This is a genomic window from Rothia kristinae (genome assembly GCF_016028855.1).
Taxonomy (GTDB): domain Bacteria; phylum Actinomycetota; class Actinomycetes; order Actinomycetales; family Micrococcaceae; genus Rothia; species Rothia kristinae.
The window spans coordinates 2,046,893-2,062,792 of sequence record NZ_CP065738.1; the positions used below are offsets into that span (position 1 = coordinate 2,046,893).

Here is a 15,900-nt window from a genome sequence, read left to right on the forward strand (position 1 = left end):
CCGTCGTCGGCCGACCCCGGATCCCGCGAACCGAGGCGGGCCCACCCAGGCCACGAACGAGAGGATGGCTCCATGGTTCTGCAACCCCTCACCGACGAGCAGCGCGCGGCCGCCCGGGAGAAGGCCAAGCACTCCCGGCAGGTGCGCGCCGAGGCGAAGCAGGCCCTGCGCCGCAGGGAGATCACCGTGGCCGAGTTCCTGGAGCGGGCCGACGGGGACGAGGCCCTCGAGCGGATCCGGGTCGAGGACATGCTGAAGTCCATCCCCAGCATCGGCGACGTCCGGGCCCGCGCGATCATGCGGGACCTGAAGATCGCCTCCAGCCGCCGCCTGCGCGGACTGGGCACGCACCAGCGCAACAGCCTGATCTCCTATCTCGAAGGGTGAGTCCATGTCCGAGGGGAACCACCGCACGCTGACCGTCCTGGCCGGTCCCACCGCCGTCGGGAAGGGCACCGTCTCCGCCTACATCCGAGACCACTACCCCCAGGTGTGGTTCTCGGTCTCCGCGACCACCCGCGGGCCGCGCCCGGGGGAGCAGGACGGGGTGCACTACTGGTTCGTCTCCGACGAGGAGTTCGACTCGATGGTCGAGCACGACCAGCTGCTGGAATGGGCCACGGTGCACAACAGCCACCGCTACGGCACGATGCGCGCCAAGGTGGAGGAGGCCCTGGCCGCGGGTCGTCCCGTGCTGCTGGAGATCGATCTGCAGGGCGCCCGGCAGGTGCGCAACGCGATGCCGGACTCCCGGCTGATCTTCCTGGCTCCGCCCAGCTGGGACGAGCTGGTGCGGCGCCTGCGCGGCCGGGGCACCGAGTCCCCGGAGGAGCAGCGCCAGCGCCTGGAGACCGCCAAGGAGGAGCTGGCCGCGGAGCCGGAGTTCGACGTCACCGTGACCAACGACGAGGTGCGGCGCGCGGCCGAGGAGATCGTCTCCCTCATGGGGCTGGACCCCGCCGCACACCGCGACTGAGCCGCACCCCCGGCACCCGGGGGTACCCTGCCGACGCACCACGCGGTATGATGGCCGTTCGGTCCCCGCACCAGGCGGCGGCAGGGCCGATCCACACCCGACCAACGGAGCTAAACCCTTGTCACTTTCCGAACACGAAGGCATCATCGACCCGTCCGTGGATGAGCTGCTCGGCAAGGCCGAGTCCAAGTACGGCCTGGTGATCTTCGGAGCCCGCCGGGCCCGGCAGATCAACGCCTACTACTCCCAGCTGCAGGAGGGCCTGTTCGAGCATGTCGGGCCGCTGGTGGACACGGACATCAACGAGAAGTCCCTGTCCATCGCGATGCGCGAGATCGACGAGGGGACCATCGAGGCCCACCACGTCGAGGGCGGGAAGTTCAACGAGAACGGCCAGCTGGTCCACGACGACGCCCCCGCGGACTTCTTCGGCGCCGACTTCTTCCCCGAGGACGTCGAGATCAACGGCGACGCCTCCGTCGACTTCAGCTCCGGGCAGACCCCCGAGGTCATCGACCGGACCAGCCAGAGCGCCGAGCAGGAGCAGGCCGCCGAGGATCCCTCCGGCGAGCAGGCCTGATCCCGGCCGCGGCTCGCCCAGGGCCGCGGCGCGATCGCCACGGGCCGCCCTTCCCATCCTCACCGGTGGGCGGGGCGGCCCGTTCGCGTCCGCGATCGCCTGCTCCGCACCGGCGGGGGGCGGCCAGCGGTGCTCCCGCGTCGAACCCCGGTGCCCGGTAGCATGGGCCGGGTGCGCATCGTCTTAGGAATCGGCGGGGGCATCGCGGCCTACAAGGCCGCCATCCTGCTCCGCCTGCTCAAGGAATCCGGTCACGACGTCGTCCCCCTGCCCACGGACACCGCCCTGAGGTTCGTCGGCGCCCCCACCTGGGAGGCGCTGTCCGGGCATCCGGTGAACACCAGCGTGTTCGACGAGGTCCAGGCCGTCAACCACGTCCGCCAGGCCGAGGATGCCGACCTCGTCCTGATCGCCCCGGCCACCGCGGACCTGCTGGCCCGGATCGCCGCCGGCCGGGCCGATGACCTGCTCAGCGCGACCGTGCTCACCGCGACCTGCCCCGTGGTGCTCGCCCCGGCGATGCACACGCAGATGTGGACCAACCCCGCGACGCGGGACAACGTCGCCCTGCTGCGCTCCCGCGGTCTGCGCGTGATCGAGCCGGCCGTGGGGCGCCTGACCGGGGCTGACTCCGGCCCCGGGCGCCTGCCGGAGCCGGCGGACATCGCTCGCCAGGCCCTGGCCGCCGTGTCCGCCGCGGGCCTCACCCCGAAGGAGGCGACCCGGCTGGCGCGGCTGCGCGTGCTGGTCACCGCCGGCGGCACCCGGGAGGCCCTGGACCCGGTGCGCTACCTCGGCAACCGCTCCTCCGGCAAGCAGGGCATCGCCGTCGCCCGGGCCGTCGCCGACGCCGGGGCCGTTGCGCACCTGGTGCTGGCCCACGCGGAGGTGCCCGCCCCGCAGCCCACCACGACGCTGAGCCTGTCCCGGGTCTCCTCCGCGCTGCAGCTGCGCGAGCGGGTGGGGGAGCTGATCCGGCAGGAGGCGCCCGACGTCGTCGTGATGGCCGCGGCCGTCGCGGATTTCCGCCCCGCCGCCTACGCCGAGACCAAGATCAAGAAGGACCCGGGCACCCAGGACGCCCCCGGCATCGAGCTGGTGCGCAACCCGGACATCCTGCGCGGCATCGTCACCGATCGCGAGAGCGACCGCACCCCGGAGCAGCCCGGGCCGGTGATCGTGGGCTTCGCCGCGGAGACCGGCTCCGCGCAGGCCAGTGTGGCCGAGCTCGGCCGCGCCAAGCTGGAATCCAAGGGGTGCGACGTGCTCGTGGTCAACGAGGTCGGCGCGCAGAAGGTCTTCGGCCGCGACGAGACCGCCGCGACCATCCTCACCCGCCGCCCCGACGGGGAGGTGGAGGAGCAGGAGGTCGCCGGGACCAAGGACGAGCTGGCCGCCGCCCTGTGGCGGGCCGTGCTGCGGCTGATCGATGACCAGTCGCGTCGCACGGCGTCATCCGCCTCAGCGTGAGGACTCCGCGCCCGGCGGGGGAGGAGACGACGCGGACCAGCGAGTACAGTGGTCGCGTGACTTCCGACCAGCGAGACCACCTGCGCCTGTTCACCTCCGAATCCGTCACGGAGGGGCACCCGGACAAGATCTGCGACCAGATCTCCGACTCCATCCTGGACGCCCTCCTGGACCAGGACCCCCTGGCCAACGTGGCCGTGGAGACCATGGTCACCACCGGGCAGGTGCACGTGGCCGGGGAGGTCACCACCAGCGCCTACGTGGAGATCCCCAAGATCGTGCGCGAGACGATCCTGGACATCGGCTACAACTCCTCGACCCACGGCTTCGACGGCGAGTTCTGCGGCGTCTCCGTGTCCATCGGGGAGCAGTCCCCGGACATCAACGCCGGGGTCTACACCTCCCTGGAGCAGCGCAGCGGCACCGCCCGGGACGAGCTGGACCACCAGGGGGCCGGGGACCAGGGGCTGATGTTCGGCTACGCCTCCAACGAGAACGCCGCCCTGATGCCCACCCCGATCTGGCTGGCTCACCGCCTGTCCGAGCGGCTGACCGCGGTGCGCAAGGACGACACCCTCGCGGATCTGCGCCCGGACGGCAAGACCCAGGTGACCCTCGGGTACGACGGCACGACCCCCGTCTCGGTGGACACCGTGGTGGTCTCCACCCAGCACGACCGCGGCTACGCCCTGGAGGACCTGCGCCGCGACGTCGATGAGCACGTGATCCGCCCGGTCCTGGCCGAGCAGGACCTCGACGCCGCGCAGGCGAAGCTGATCATCAACCCCGCCGGGCAGTTCGTGCAGGGCGGGCCCGTGGGCGACGCCGGGCTGACCGGACGCAAGATCATCGTGGACACCTACGGCGGGATGGCCCGCCACGGCGGCGGCGCCTTCTCCGGCAAGGACCCCTCCAAGGTGGACCGCTCCGCGGCCTACGCGATGCGGTGGGTCGCCAAGAACGTCGTCGCCGCGGGGCTGGCCGACCGCGCCGAGGTGCAGGTGGCCTACGCGATCGGGCAGGCCAACCCCGTGGGCCTGTACGTGGAGACCTTCGGCACCGAGCACGTGGACCCGGTGCGCATCGAGAAGGCCATCCGCGAGGTCTTCGACCTGCGTCCGGCCGCGATCATCCGGGATCTGGAGCTGCGCCGCCCGATCTACGCCAAGACCGCCGCCCACGGGCACTTCGGCCGCTCCGAGCCCGAGTTCACCTGGGAGCGCACCGGCCGGGTGGACGCCCTGCGGGCCGCCGTCTAGGTGAGCCCGGCCGAAGATCCCGGGGTGCTGCCCGGGATGGAGGAGCTGGGGGCACCCGAGCCGACGGCGCCCGGGACCTCCCCGGCGGCCGAACACCGACCGGTGGCCCGGGTGGCCATCGACACCCGGGTGCCCCACCTGGATCGGCTCTTCGACTACGAGGTGCCCGCCGAGCTGGACGAGCAGGCCCAGCCGGGCGTGCGCGTGCGGGTCAGCTTCCACGGCCGGGTGCAGGTGGCGTGGCTGGTGGAGCGGGTGGACACCACGGCCGCCGAGACCTCGCTGCGCCGGATCCTCGAGGTGGTCTCCCCGCTGCGCCTGCTCACCGAGCAGACCTGGGAGCTGGTCCGGGCGGTGGCCGCGCGCATGGCCGGTCTGGATGCCGATGTGCTGCGTCTGGCCGTGCCCCCGCGGGCCGCCCGCACCGAGCAGGCCTTCCTGCGCGAACACCCCGGGCTGCTCACCGGCCCCCAGCCGCCGCCCGCCCCGCCGGTGGCCGAACTCGACCCTGAACTCCACTCCGACCCCGGTCCCGCCTCGACGGGTCCCTGGGTCCTGTACCGCGGGGGAGCGGCCTTCCTCGCCGCCCTGGGCGCCGAGCGCGACCCCGGACAGCCGACGCCGCGGGCCGTGGCCGCCCTGGCGCCGTCCGCCGAGGCCGACTGGGCCCGGCTGCTGGCCGCGGCCTGCCGCGCGGCGGTGAGCGCCGGGCGCCGGGCGCTGGTCATCGTCCCGGACGCCACCGCGCTGGACCGCCTCACCGCGGCCCTGGCCCCGCTGTTCGACGCCGAGCGCATCGCCCGGCTGAGCAACGACGAAGGCCTCAGCGAGCGCGCCGGGGCCCACCTGCGCGCCCGCGCCGGCCTGGCCGACGTCGTGATCGGCACCCGCTCGGCCGCCTTCGCCCCCGTCCCGGAGCTGGGCCTGCTGGCCTGCTTCGACGACGGGGACCCCAACCTCACCGAACGCCAGGCCCCCTACGCCCACGCCCGAGACGTGCTGCTGCTGCGCAGCGCCCGGCAGGAGGTGCCCCTGCTGCTGAGCGGGTACGCGGTCTCCGCGGAGGCCCAGCGCCTGGTGGACACCGGCTGGGCCGTGCCGCTGAGCCCGGATCGGGAGGACCTGCGGCGCGCCAGCCCCCTGGTGGTGGCCACCTCCGACTCCTACCAGCGGGCCCGGGACCCCCTGGCCGCCCTGGCCCGGATCCCACAGCGGGCCCACCAGGCCGCCCGCCGCGCCCTGGAGCACGGGCCCGTGCTGGTGCAGGTGGCCCGCACCGGGTACGCCCCGACCCTGGCCTGTCAGCGCTGCCGCACCCCGGCCCGCTGCCCGCACTGCCACGGCCCCCTCGGACTGACCCGGGACTCCCGCTCCCACGCCGAGTGCCGCTGGTGCGGGCGGGCCGCGGCCGACTGGGCCTGCCCGAGCTGCGGCAACCGGACCTGGCGGCTGAGCACCGTCGGGGCGCTGCGCACCGCGGAGGAGCTGGGGCGGGCCTTCCCCCGGGTCCCGGTGATCTCCTCCTCCGGGGAGCACGTGCGCGCGCAGGTCCCGGATCGGCCCGCCCTCGTCGTGGCCACCCCGGGGGCCGAGCCGCGCGTGCCCGGCGGGTACCGGGCGGCCCTGCTGCTGGACGGGGACCGGATGCTGCAGCGGGACGCGCTGCGCAGCACCGAGGACGTGCTGCGCCGGTGGGCCAACGCCTGCGCGCTGGTGCGCTCCCGGCAGGAGGGCGGGGAGGTCGTGGTCACCGCGGAGCAGTCCTCGGTGCTGGCGGCACTGGTGCGCTGGGATCCCTCCGGATGGGCCCGGCGGGAGCTGGCCGAGCGGCGGGAGCTGGGCCTGCCCCCGGCGGTGCGCACGGCGGCGATCACCGGGCCCCGCACGGGCGTCGAGGCCTTCCTCCGCGCCCTGGACCCGCCCTCCCTCGGGCAGGCCCCGGCCCTGCGCGTGATCGACCCCATCCCGCTGGAGCCGGACGGAGAGGACCAGGAGCTCTACCGGGCACTGGTGTTCATGTCCTACGGCATCGCACCGCAGGTCACGGCGGCCCTGCGGCGGGTGCGCGCGGCGTCGTCGGCGGCGCGTGAGCACGCCCCCGTGCAGGTGCGCTGCGACGGCTCCGACGTGCTCTGAGATCCCCGACCCCCTGACGCGGCCCCGAGGGCCCGCTACAATCTCATGCGGTGCCCGGGCCGAGGCGTCGACGCCGGGCGGGCACCCGGCAGCTCCCGCCGCGTCCGCTCGCTCCCGATCCCTTCCGGAAGAGGTCCCCGCATGTCCGTGAAGCGCACCGCGCGCATCTCCCTGTCCTTCGTCGGCCTGCTGGTCGGCGCGGGCTTCGCCACCGGACAGGAGGTGATCCAGTACTTCATCTCCTTCGGGTCCTGGGGCATCGCCGGGGCCGTGCTGGCCGGCATCGTCATGGCCGCCGCAGGCGCCGTGATCCTGCAGCTGGGCAGCTACTTCCTGGCCGATGAGCACAACCGCGTCTTCCGCTCCGTGTCCTACCCCGTGATCGCCAAGCTGCTGGACGCCTCCGTGACCATCACCCTGTTCGCCATCGGGTTCGTGATGCTCGCCGGGGCCGGCTCCAACCTGCAGCAGCAGTTCGGGCTGCCCGCCTGGATCGGCTCGGCCATCATGCTGGTGCTGGTCATGGTCACCGGCCTGCTGGACGTGGACCGGGTCTCCAACATCATCTCCGCGGTGACCCCGCTGATCATCATCGCCGTGTGCGCGGCCTTCCTCTGGACCCTGTTCCATCTGCCCTCGGACCTCTCGGCCCTGGACCATCTGGCCGCCGCCCAGGAGTCCCCGGTCTCGCCGTGGTGGGTCTCGGCCCTGAACTACAACGGCCTGGCGCTGATCCTGGGTGTGTCCATGTGCCTGGTCATCGGCGGGAACAACACCGACCCGCGGGAGGCCGGCTGGGGCGGTCTGGCCGGGGGCATCCTCTATACGGTCATGCTGATCATGGCCGCGGTGACCCTGTACGCCAACATCGCGGTGGTCGGGGACTCCTCCGTGCCGATGCTGAAGCTGTTCGAGCACATCCACCCCGTGCTCGCGCAGATCATGGTCTGGATCATCTTCCTGATGATCTACAACACCGCGATCGGCATGTTCTACGCGCTGGGTCGGCGCCTGAGCGCCGGACGCGAGCAGCGCTACCGCCCGATCTTCCTCGTCGTGTGCCTGCTGGGCTTCGCGGTGAGCTTCGTCGGCTTCGAGACGCTGATGACCTACGTCTACCCCGTGATCGGGTGGATCGGTGCCGCGATGGTGTTGGTCCTGCTGGGCTGGTGGGTGCTCAACCGCCGCGACATCCTCGCCGAGGGGGACCGACGCCGCAACCTGCGCGCCCTGCTGTACCTGCGCGATCACCCCGAGCGGGAGTACAGCGACGCCCACGCCGCCCGGGCCGAGCGCATCGCCGAGGACTCGGTGATCGAGGCCCCGCAGGTCACGGCCGCGATCGGCGTCGAGGTCCTGCGCGACCTGGACCGGGACGAGGACGTGGACTCCGAGCGGATCCACCGGGAGCAGGACCGATGAGCGCGCGCCGCACGATGCGCATCGCCCTGGCCTTCGTCGGGCTGGTCGTGGCCGCCGGCTTCGCCACCGGCCAGGAGCTGATCCAGTACTTCCTGTCCTTCGGGGCGATCGGGATCCTGGGGGCGCTGATCTCCGGGGTCGTGATGACGGTGGCCGGGGCCGTGGTGCTGCAGGCCGGCTCCTACTTCCTGGCCAAGGACCACCGGAAGGTGTTCCGCAGCGTCTCCCACCCGGTGGTCTCCGTGTTCCTGGACGTCGCGGTGACCCTGACCCTGTTCTCGGTGGGCTTCGTGATGCTCGCCGGCTCCGGGGCGACCCTGGAGCAGCAGTTCGGGCTTCCGGCCTGGGTCGGCTCCCTGATCATGGTGGCGCTGGTGATGCTCACCGGCCTGCTGGACGTGGACAAGGTCTCGCGCATCATCTCCTCGGTGGCCCCGGTGATCATCCTGGCGGTCCTGGTGGCCTTCATCTGGTCCCTGGCGCACGTGCCCGGGGACCTGGGGGCGCTGTCGCAGCTGGGCCGGACCCAGGAGTCCCCGGTGCACCCGTGGTGGGTCTCCGCCCTGAACTACACCGGGATGAATCTCATGGTCGGGGTCTCCATGTCCCTGGTGATCGGCGGTGCCGAACCCAGCCCGAAGGAGGCCGGCTGGGGTGGGCTGATCGGCGGGCTGATCTTCACTGCCCTGCTGCTGATGAACGCGACCACGCTGTTCTTCACCCTCGACGAGGTCGGGGACGCCCAGGTGCCGGTGCTGAAGGTCTTCGACCACATCAGCCCCGTCTTCTCCACGATCATGGTGTGGATCATCTTCCTGATGGTCTACAACACCGCGATCGGGATGTTCTACGCCCTGGGTCGTCGGCTCACCGCGGCCCACCCGCGGCGCTACCCCTGGGTGTTCCTCACGGTGTGCGCGATCGGCTACGCCGTGAGCTTCGTCGGCTTCGGCACCCTGATGTCCAGCGTCTACCCGGTGATCGGCTACGTCGGGCTCGTGCTGATCGCGGTGCTGGTGCTGTGGTGGTGGCCGCGTCGGCAACGGATCGGCAGCGAGGACTCCCGGCGTCGGCGCATCGGCGCCCTGCTGCGGGTCAAGCAGGATCGCCGACGCCGATTCTCCCGGGGTCAGCAGGATCGGCTGGAGGCCCTGCTGGAGGAGTCCGAGACGGAGCCCGCGGCCGTCACGTCCGCGCTGGAGATCCAGAACCGCCAGCACGACGAGCGCGGCTGACCCGCTCGGCCAACTCCACCAGGGTGCGCGCCGAGGCCTCCCAGGAGTACCGGGCGGCGTCGGCGACGCCCCGTGCCGCGAGCTCGGTGCGCACCCGGGGATCCTCCAGGCGGCGCACCGCGGCAGGGAAGGCCTGCGGGTCCTCGAAGTCCACGTGCAGCCCGTGCGGGGCGACCTCCCGGAAGATCGGGATGTCGCTGAGCACCACGGGCACCCCCTGCGCCTGCGCCTCGACCACGGGCAGGCCGAAGCCCTCGGCCCGGGAGGCGCTGACCAGCGCCCGGGCCGTGCGCAGCAGCTCCCGGTACTCCGGCTCGGCGATCCCGTCGTGGAAGACCACCCGGTCCGGATGTCGGATCAGCGCGGCCAGCTCGCGTCGTCGGGCCTCGGGGTAGCGGGAGAGCAGGTGCAGCCGGTACCCGGGCAGCCGGTCCACGCCCGCGATCAGCCGCTCGACCCCCTTGTACGGCATCGCCGATCCCATGTAGAGCAGGTCCGTGACGCGCCCGCGCGCCCGGGTCCGGGCCTCGAGCGGGTCCAGCAGCACCCCGTCCGGGGCGGCATTGGGCACCACCGTGACGGGGCGGCGGGTCAGCCGGTGCTCGTCCATCAGCCCGGCGGTGGTGTCGCTGACCGTCACGACGGCGTCGGCCCGGTTCAGCAGCCACCGCTGCGGGGCGTAGCTGCGGTGGAACAGCCGCCAGCCCAGGCGCACCGGGGCCGGCAGGAACCCCGGCGGCTGCGGGTGGGCGTAGTAGATCAGGTCGTGCAGGGTGAGGATCTGGGCGTAGTCCCGGCCCCAGGTGCCGATGGTCTGCATCGGGGAGAAGACCACGTCCGGGCGCAGCCGGTTGATCCGCAGGGCGCTCAGCGGCTCCAGAGGACCGGTGGGGGAGAACCCGCGCACCGTCGGCAGCTCCGGCAGCTGCTTCCGCTGGGCCGGGTCGCTGATGAGCATCGCGACCCGCAGCCCCGGGGTCTGCCCGGTGCGGATCAGCGCATCCACCGCGTGCAGCAGCCCGGCCGTGTACCGGCTGATGCCATCGTGCACAGGCCGGACGTAGCGGGCATCCACCAGCAGCCTCACGCCGCACCCCCGTTCCCGTCGGACCGAGCGGGTCCGGCCGCCGGGCGCGATGACGACGCCGCCGGCGCGGCCCCGGTCTCCGGGAGGGCCTCGGTGAGGAAGTCCCCGACCACCCGGGCCGCCCGGCGGGGCGTCTCGTAGTGGATCAGGTGCCCGACCTCGGGCAGCACTTCCAGGCGCGCCTGCGCCTGCGGTGGGAAGGTCTCGCGCAGCCGCCGCTGCCCGGCCACCGAACCGAGGTCGTCCCGCTCGGCGGCCACCAGCAGCGTGCGCACCGTGACCTGCCCGGACCAGTCGCCCACGGTGGCCCGGGTCGAATCGGCGTAGGCCTGAATGACCACCCGACGGGAGGCGAAGGCCCCGAAGTACGCGGCGTGCTGACCGTTGATGAACCGGCGCAGGTGCGCATCGCGGGTCTTCATCATCAGCTCCGAGGAGATCCGGGTGATCGCCGCCGAGCGCACCAGCCGATCTCCCAGCGCCTCGGGCAGCACCGCGCACACCCTGTAGAACAGGGCGGCCCCCAGGGCCGGCAGGCGCTGGGCCGAGGCCAGGGCCGGTTCGCAGATGGGGTTGAGCAGGGCCAGCGCCGCCACCGCGTCCGGGTGCTGCGCCGCCAGGGCCGCGGCGACGACGGAGCCGTAGGAGTGCCCGAGCACCGCCAGGGGCAGCCCGTCCTGCGGCAGGGCTTCGAGCAGCTGCCCCAGGATCTCGGCGTAGCCGGCGACGTCGTGGGCGCGGGCTGGGAAGGCCGGGGAGCGGCCGAAGCCGGGCAGGTCCGGGACCACCGTCTCGACGTCGTCCGGCAGGGCGCGGGCCACCAGGTCCAGACCGTGGTGGTCCCCGCGGAAGCCGTGCACCGCGACCAGGCGCACCCGGGGCGAGGTGCGTGCCGGGTAGGTCCAGGTGCGCAGGACGCCGGCGGGCAGATCCCACCGGGTCTCGGCGGGCAGGTAGGCGCCGATGGGGGCGGATTCCAGGATCGAGCTCACGCCCTCCACTCTACGGTTCCTCCCCGGGCCGGGCGCCGTCGTCGGGGCCCGGCACCGCGTAGACTGGGACGGTTCCCGCGCTCACGCGCGGGCGCCCGCACCCCGATGCCGAGAACCGAAGGAATGATGGTGGCCCAGGTGAGTGACGCAGCCCGCGAGCAGGCGGCCGAGGAGAGGACCTACGACGCCGCGGCCCTGGAGGGCCGCTGGCAGGAGTACTGGGAGACCGAGCGGGTCTTCGTCCCCCTCGACGACGGCTCCAAGCCCCGCCGCTACGTCCTGGACATGTTCCCCTACCCCTCCGGGGACCTGCACATGGGCCACGCCGAGGCCTTCGCGATGGGCGACGTCGTCGCCCGCTACTGGATGCAGCGCGGCTACGACGTGATGCACCCGATCGGCTGGGACTCCTTCGGCCTGCCCGCGGAGAACGCCGCCATCAAGAACGGCACGCACCCGGCCGAGTGGACCTACCGCAACATCGAGACCCAGGCGGCCTCCTTCAAGCGCTACGGGATCGCCGTGGACTGGTCCCGGCGCCTGCACACCTCGGACCCCGAGTACTACCGCTGGACCCAGTGGCTGTTCCAGCGGTTCCACGCCAAAGGCCTGGCCTACCGCAAGGACTCCCCGGTCAACTGGTGCCCCAAGGACCAGACGGTGCTGGCCAACGAGCAGGTCGTCAACGGCGCCTGCGAGCGCTGCGGCACCCCGGTGACCAAGAAGTCCCTGAACCAGTGGTACTTCCGCATCACCGAGTACGCGGACCAGCTGCTGGAGGACATGGATCAGCTGGAGGGGCACTGGCCGGAGCGGGTCCTGGCGATGCAGCGCAACTGGATCGGGCGCTCCTCGGGTGCGCGGGTGGACTTCCGGATCCCGGCCGAAGGCGGCCGGTCGGAGCGGGAGGTCTCCGTGTTCACCACCCGCCCGGACACCCTGTACGGCAACACGTTCCTGGTGGTGGCCGCGGATGCGGACCTGGCCCTGGAGCTGGTCACGGACGAGCAGCGGGCGGCCCTGGAGGAGTACCGGGAGCGGGTCAAGGCCTTCTCGGACATCGAGCGGCAGGCCACCGACCGGGAGAAGACCGGCGTGTTCACCGGTCGTCACGCGCTGAACCCGCTGACGGGGGAGTCCGTGCCCGTGTGGGCCGCGGACTACGTGCTGGCCGACTACGGGACCGGGGCGGTCATGGCCGTGCCGGCCCACGACCAGCGGGATCTGGACTTCGCCCGCGCCTTCGACCTGCCGGTGCGCACCGTCGTGGACACCGGGGAGGAGGACCCCGCGGTCAGCGGCGTGGCCACCACCGGGGACGGCGTGCTCACCGGCTCCGGGCCGCTGGACGGACTGGACAAGTCCGCCGCGATCGCCCGCGCCGTGCAGCTGCTGGAGGACAAGGGCGCAGGGGCCGGCCAGACCATCTACCGGCTGCGGGACTGGCTGCTGTCCCGCCAGCGCTTCTGGGGCGCGCCGATCCCCATCATCCACTGCCCGGACTGCGGTGAGGTCCCGGTCCCGGAGGATCAGCTGCCGGTGCGCCTGCCGGAGAACCTGAAGGGCGAGCAATTGGCGCCCAAGGGCCAGTCCCCGCTGGCCGCGGCCGAGGACTGGGTCAACGTCGCCTGCCCGTCCTGCGGCGAGCCCGCCCGGCGGGACACGGACACGATGGACACCTTCGTGGACTCCTCCTGGTACTTCCTGCGCTTCGCCAACCCCCACCTGGACACCGCCGCCCTGGACCCGCAGGCGCTGCGCGACTGGGCGCCGGTGGATCAGTACGTGGGCGGTGTGGAGCACGCGATCCTGCACCTGCTCTACGCCCGGTTCTTCGTCAAGGTGATCCGGGACCTCGGGTGGGTCGACTTCGATGAGCCCTTCCGGGCCCTGCTGAACCAGGGTCAGGTGCTCAACGGGGGCAAGGCCATGTCCAAGTCCCTGGGCAACGGCGTGAACCTCGGCGAGCAGCTGGACCTGTACGGGGTGGATGCGGTGCGCACCACGATGGTCTTCGCCTCCCCGCCGGAGGACGACGTCGACTGGGCCGACGTCTCCCCGGGCGGGTCCCTGAAGTTCCTGGCCCGGGCCTGGCGGCTGGGACAGGATCTGACGGCCCCGCTGGGGGCGGATCCGGCCGACGGGGACCAGGCGCTGCGACGGGTCACCCACCGGATGCTGCACGAGGCCGAGCAGGCCCTGGAGTCGGGCAAGTTCAACGTGGTGGTCGCCAAGACCATGGAGCTGGTCAACGCGACCCGCAAGGCCATCGACGCCGGGCCCGGCGGGGCCGATCCGGCCGTGCGCGAGGCGGTGGAGGCCGTGGCGGTGCTGCTGAGCCTGTACGCCCCGTACACCGCGGAGGACCTGTGGCACCAGGTCGGACACGATGAGCCGGTGCTGCGCGCGGGCTGGCCGCAGGTCCGGGAGGAGCTGCTGGTCCAGGACACGGTCACCGCCGTCGTGCAGATCCGCGGCAAGGTCCGGGACCGCCTGGAGGTGCCCGCGGACATCGACGCCGAGCAGCTGCGCGAGCGCGCCCTGGCCTCGGATGCCGTGCAGCGGTTCCTGGACGGGTCCGAGATCCGCAAGGTCATCGTGCGCGAGCCGAAGCTCGTGAACATCGTCGCCTAGGCGCACGCGGGCAGCGGCCATGACCGAGACGCGGGATCCGGCAGGCACAACCGGGCGGGAGGAGACCGGCCCGGACGTTCCCGGGGCGGTCCTTCCCGAGACGGGCGCGGCGCGGTCGCGGCCGTGTCGGGTCGGGGTGCTCACCGACGCCGCGGCTGGCCTGCCCCGCACCCTGCTGGAGCGAGCACGCGCGGCCGGGGAGCTGATCTGCCTGGATCTGCCCCTGATGATCGAGGGCCAGATCTTCCCCGAGGCCGCGGACCCGCGCGTGCGGGAACACCTGGTGCTCGCCGCCGCCGAAGGCCGCAGCATGAGCACCTCCCGCCCTTCCCCGGGCGCCGTCTCCCGGGCTCTGGCGGCCCTGGCGGCGGCCGGGTGCACCGAGGTGGTGGCCCTGACCATCTCCGGGGAGCTGTCCGGGACGGTCCAGACCCTGCGCACCGCCGCCCGGGAATCCCCGATCCCGGTGCGCGTGCTGGACACCCGGACGGTCGCCGCAGCCCAGGCCGCCGGGGTGGCCGCCGCGCTGGCCGCCGCGCGCACCGGCGCGGATGCCGACCGGGTGCTCGAGGCGGCCCAGGCGGCCCTCGAGGCGACGCAGCTGCTGTTCTGGGTGCCCTCCCTGGAGCAGCTGGGCCGCAGCGGCCGGGTGCCCCGGGCCCTGGCCCGCGTCGGGCAGATGCTGCACGTCAAACCCATCGCGACCGTCGAGCAGGGGCGCCTGCGCTACCTGGAGCGGCCCCGGCAGACGGGTCCGGCGGTCCAGCGCTTCGCCGAGCTGGTCGCGCAGCGCGCCACCCGGGCGGTCCTCGCCGACGCCGCGGCCCGCGGCGTGCCCGACGATCACGGGCGGGCGGTGTGCCTGATCCAGGACTTCTGGGGCCGAGAGGTACCCGAGCGGCTGCACCACCGGATCGAGGAGCAGCTGGGGGGCCGGGTACGCGTGGTGCGGGCGGACCTGCCCGCTGCCCTGGCCGTGCACACCGGCCTCGGACCGACGGCCGCGGCGAGCATCCCCGGGCACCTGGCAGGGGCTCTGGCGGATCCGGCGCCCGACGTCGCGGGGGACTGAGCGCCCTACGGCTCCGCGCCGATGGGGGATGGACGCGGTGTCTTGGCCCCGTCATCCACCGAGGGGTCCTCCGGCCGGGTCGGATGTGCGGAGGCGGATCGCGGGTCCTTCTACGGTGAGGCCCATGAACCAGCGCATCGAGGAAACCGAGGACCCGTGGGAGGTCCCGGAGGATCACCGCGTCACCCGCCGCACGGTCCCGTCCCCGCGCCGGGCGGGTCCCACGGCCTCCCGGCAGCGGCTGACCGCGATGATCGAGGGCCTGGCCCCGGACGAACGGGGACCGGCCGCCGTCCCGACGCCGGGGGTCGGGTGGCTGCGCTTCTCCCCGTCACCAAGGGCGGTGCTGGGCCTGCTGGCCGTGGCGGCCCTGGCTGTGCTCGCGCTCGTGCTGTTCGTCCCCCGCGGGGAGCAGCAGGCCCCGAGGATCGCCGTGGCCGCCTCCGGAAGCGCCTCCCCGTTGGAGCTCGGTTCGCCCGACCCGGGTTCCGACGCCGCCCCGGCGACCGGTGCCCCAGGGACTCCGGGTGCCACGGCGGCGTCGGGCGGGGAGGTCGCCGTGCACGTGGTCGGCGCGGTGAAGTCCCCGGGGCTGCAGCGGCTTCCGGCCGGGGCCCTGACGGCCGAGGTGATCCAGGCCGCCGGCGGGCCCACCGAGGAGGCCGGGCTGGAAGGGATCAACCTCGCGGCCCCGGTGCAGTCCGGACAGCAGATCCGGGTGCCCACCCGAGAGGAGGCGGCCGCCCAGGCCGCGGCACCGCCCAACCCCTCCGGGACCGCCGCTGCGGGAGCCGGGGATACCGGGACGGGTCCGGGAACGGCCGGCAGTGGTGCCGCGAGCGGGGAGCGGATCAACCTGAACACGGCCACCGCCGAACAGCTGGAGACCCTGCCGCGGGTGGGCCCCAAGCTGGCCCAGCGGATCCTGGACTATCGGCAGGCCCACGGGGCCTTCGCCTCGGTGGCCGAGCTGGATGCCGTTCCCGGGATCGGGGAGGCCATGCTCGCCGCCCTCGAGCCGCTGGTCATGGTGTGAG

General features: G+C 73.2%; 13 protein-coding genes. 11 read left to right on the forward strand and 2 right to left on the reverse strand.

Annotated features, from left to right (window positions below; all coding sequences use genetic code 11):
- Window positions 1-72: 72 nt before the first annotated feature.
- The 8 genes from mihF (at window position 73) to I6G21_RS09030 (ending at window position 9,078) form a co-directional block, all read left to right on the forward strand.
- On the forward strand, window positions 73-387 hold the full coding sequence (mihF, locus tag I6G21_RS08995; RefSeq protein WP_058731701.1) for an integration host factor, actinobacterial type: 315 nt from the start codon (window positions 73-75) through the stop codon (window positions 385-387).
- A 4-nt stretch (window positions 388-391) separates the two neighbouring features.
- Window positions 392-976 carry a guanylate kinase gene (gene gmk / locus I6G21_RS09000; RefSeq protein ID WP_058731700.1) on the forward strand — a complete coding sequence of 195 codons (585 nt, stop codon included), beginning with the start codon at window positions 392-394 and terminating at the stop codon, window positions 974-976.
- A gap of 118 nt (window positions 977-1,094) precedes the next feature.
- Window positions 1,095-1,556, forward strand: a complete 462-nt coding sequence (rpoZ, locus tag I6G21_RS09005) for a DNA-directed RNA polymerase subunit omega (RefSeq protein WP_058731699.1) — start codon at window positions 1,095-1,097, stop codon at window positions 1,554-1,556.
- 171 nt (window positions 1,557-1,727) lie between these two features.
- Window positions 1,728-3,026, forward strand: a complete 1,299-nt coding sequence (gene coaBC, locus I6G21_RS09010) for a bifunctional phosphopantothenoylcysteine decarboxylase/phosphopantothenate--cysteine ligase CoaBC (RefSeq protein WP_129357521.1) — start codon at window positions 1,728-1,730, stop codon at window positions 3,024-3,026.
- Between the two features lie 56 nt (window positions 3,027-3,082).
- Window positions 3,083-4,285, forward strand: coding sequence for a methionine adenosyltransferase (gene metK, locus I6G21_RS09015; protein WP_129357520.1), 1,203 nt, complete (start codon window positions 3,083-3,085; stop codon window positions 4,283-4,285).
- Window positions 4,286-6,421: a primosomal protein N' family DNA-binding protein gene (locus I6G21_RS09020; RefSeq protein WP_232238439.1), complete on the forward strand. Its 2,136-nt coding sequence runs from the start codon at window positions 4,286-4,288 to the stop codon at window positions 6,419-6,421.
- 141 nt (window positions 6,422-6,562) lie between these two features.
- Window positions 6,563-7,843 (forward strand): YkvI family membrane protein, encoded by a 1,281-nt coding sequence (locus I6G21_RS09025; protein ID WP_129357519.1) that lies wholly within the window; start codon window positions 6,563-6,565, stop codon window positions 7,841-7,843.
- Window positions 7,840-9,078 carry a YkvI family membrane protein gene (locus I6G21_RS09030; RefSeq protein WP_099049735.1) on the forward strand — a complete coding sequence of 413 codons (1,239 nt, stop codon included), beginning with the start codon at window positions 7,840-7,842 and terminating at the stop codon, window positions 9,076-9,078. The genes I6G21_RS09025 and I6G21_RS09030 overlap by 4 nt, the downstream gene beginning before the upstream one ends.
- On the opposite strand, the gene I6G21_RS09035 is transcribed toward I6G21_RS09030, so the two are convergent.
- Both I6G21_RS09035 and I6G21_RS09040 read right to left on the reverse strand, forming a co-directional pair.
- Entirely contained in the window at window positions 9,029-10,165 is a 1,137-nt protein-coding gene (locus I6G21_RS09035) for a glycosyltransferase family 4 protein (protein ID WP_129357518.1), read from the reverse strand. The two genes, I6G21_RS09030 and I6G21_RS09035, sit on opposite strands and share 50 nt — an antisense overlap.
- Window positions 10,162-11,157: an alpha/beta fold hydrolase gene (locus I6G21_RS09040; protein WP_165869968.1), complete on the reverse strand. Its 996-nt coding sequence runs from the start codon at window positions 11,155-11,157 to the stop codon at window positions 10,162-10,164. The genes I6G21_RS09035 and I6G21_RS09040 overlap by 4 nt, the downstream gene beginning before the upstream one ends.
- Before the next feature lie 123 nt (window positions 11,158-11,280).
- Between I6G21_RS09040 and leuS the strand changes: the two genes are divergently transcribed.
- The 3 genes from leuS to I6G21_RS09055 all read left to right on the forward strand — a co-directional run bounded on the left by leuS (window position 11,281) and on the right by I6G21_RS09055 (window position 15,899).
- Window positions 11,281-13,791: a leucine--tRNA ligase gene (leuS, locus tag I6G21_RS09045; protein ID WP_408015180.1), complete on the forward strand. Its 2,511-nt coding sequence runs from the start codon at window positions 11,281-11,283 to the stop codon at window positions 13,789-13,791.
- Between the two features lie 19 nt (window positions 13,792-13,810).
- A complete protein-coding gene (locus tag I6G21_RS09050; protein ID WP_129357516.1) occupies window positions 13,811-14,863 on the forward strand; it encodes a DegV family protein in 1,053 nt (350 codons plus the stop codon).
- 124 nt (window positions 14,864-14,987) lie between these two features.
- Window positions 14,988-15,899 (forward strand): ComEA family DNA-binding protein, encoded by a 912-nt coding sequence (locus tag I6G21_RS09055; RefSeq protein ID WP_165869966.1) that lies wholly within the window; start codon window positions 14,988-14,990, stop codon window positions 15,897-15,899.
- Window position 15,900 lies beyond the last annotated feature (1 nt).

What these genes read in the sequence shown, in the direction of transcription:
- mihF (WP_058731701.1), top strand. Translation starts at nt 73, where the DNA reads ATGGTTCTGCAACCCCTCACCGACGAGCAGCGCGCGGCCGCCCGGGAG.
- gmk (WP_058731700.1), top strand. Translation starts at nt 392, where the DNA reads ATGTCCGAGGGGAACCACCGCACGCTGACCGTCCTGGCCGGTCCCACC.
- I6G21_RS09025 (WP_129357519.1), top strand. Translation starts at nt 6,563, where the DNA reads ATGTCCGTGAAGCGCACCGCGCGCATCTCCCTGTCCTTCGTCGGCCTG.
- I6G21_RS09030 (WP_099049735.1), top strand. Translation starts at nt 7,840, where the DNA reads ATGAGCGCGCGCCGCACGATGCGCATCGCCCTGGCCTTCGTCGGGCTG.
- leuS (WP_408015180.1), top strand. Translation starts at nt 11,281, where the DNA reads ATGATGGTGGCCCAGGTGAGTGACGCAGCCCGCGAGCAGGCGGCCGAG.
- I6G21_RS09050 (WP_129357516.1), top strand. Translation starts at nt 13,811, where the DNA reads ATGACCGAGACGCGGGATCCGGCAGGCACAACCGGGCGGGAGGAGACC.
- I6G21_RS09055 (WP_165869966.1), top strand. Translation starts at nt 14,988, where the DNA reads ATGAACCAGCGCATCGAGGAAACCGAGGACCCGTGGGAGGTCCCGGAG.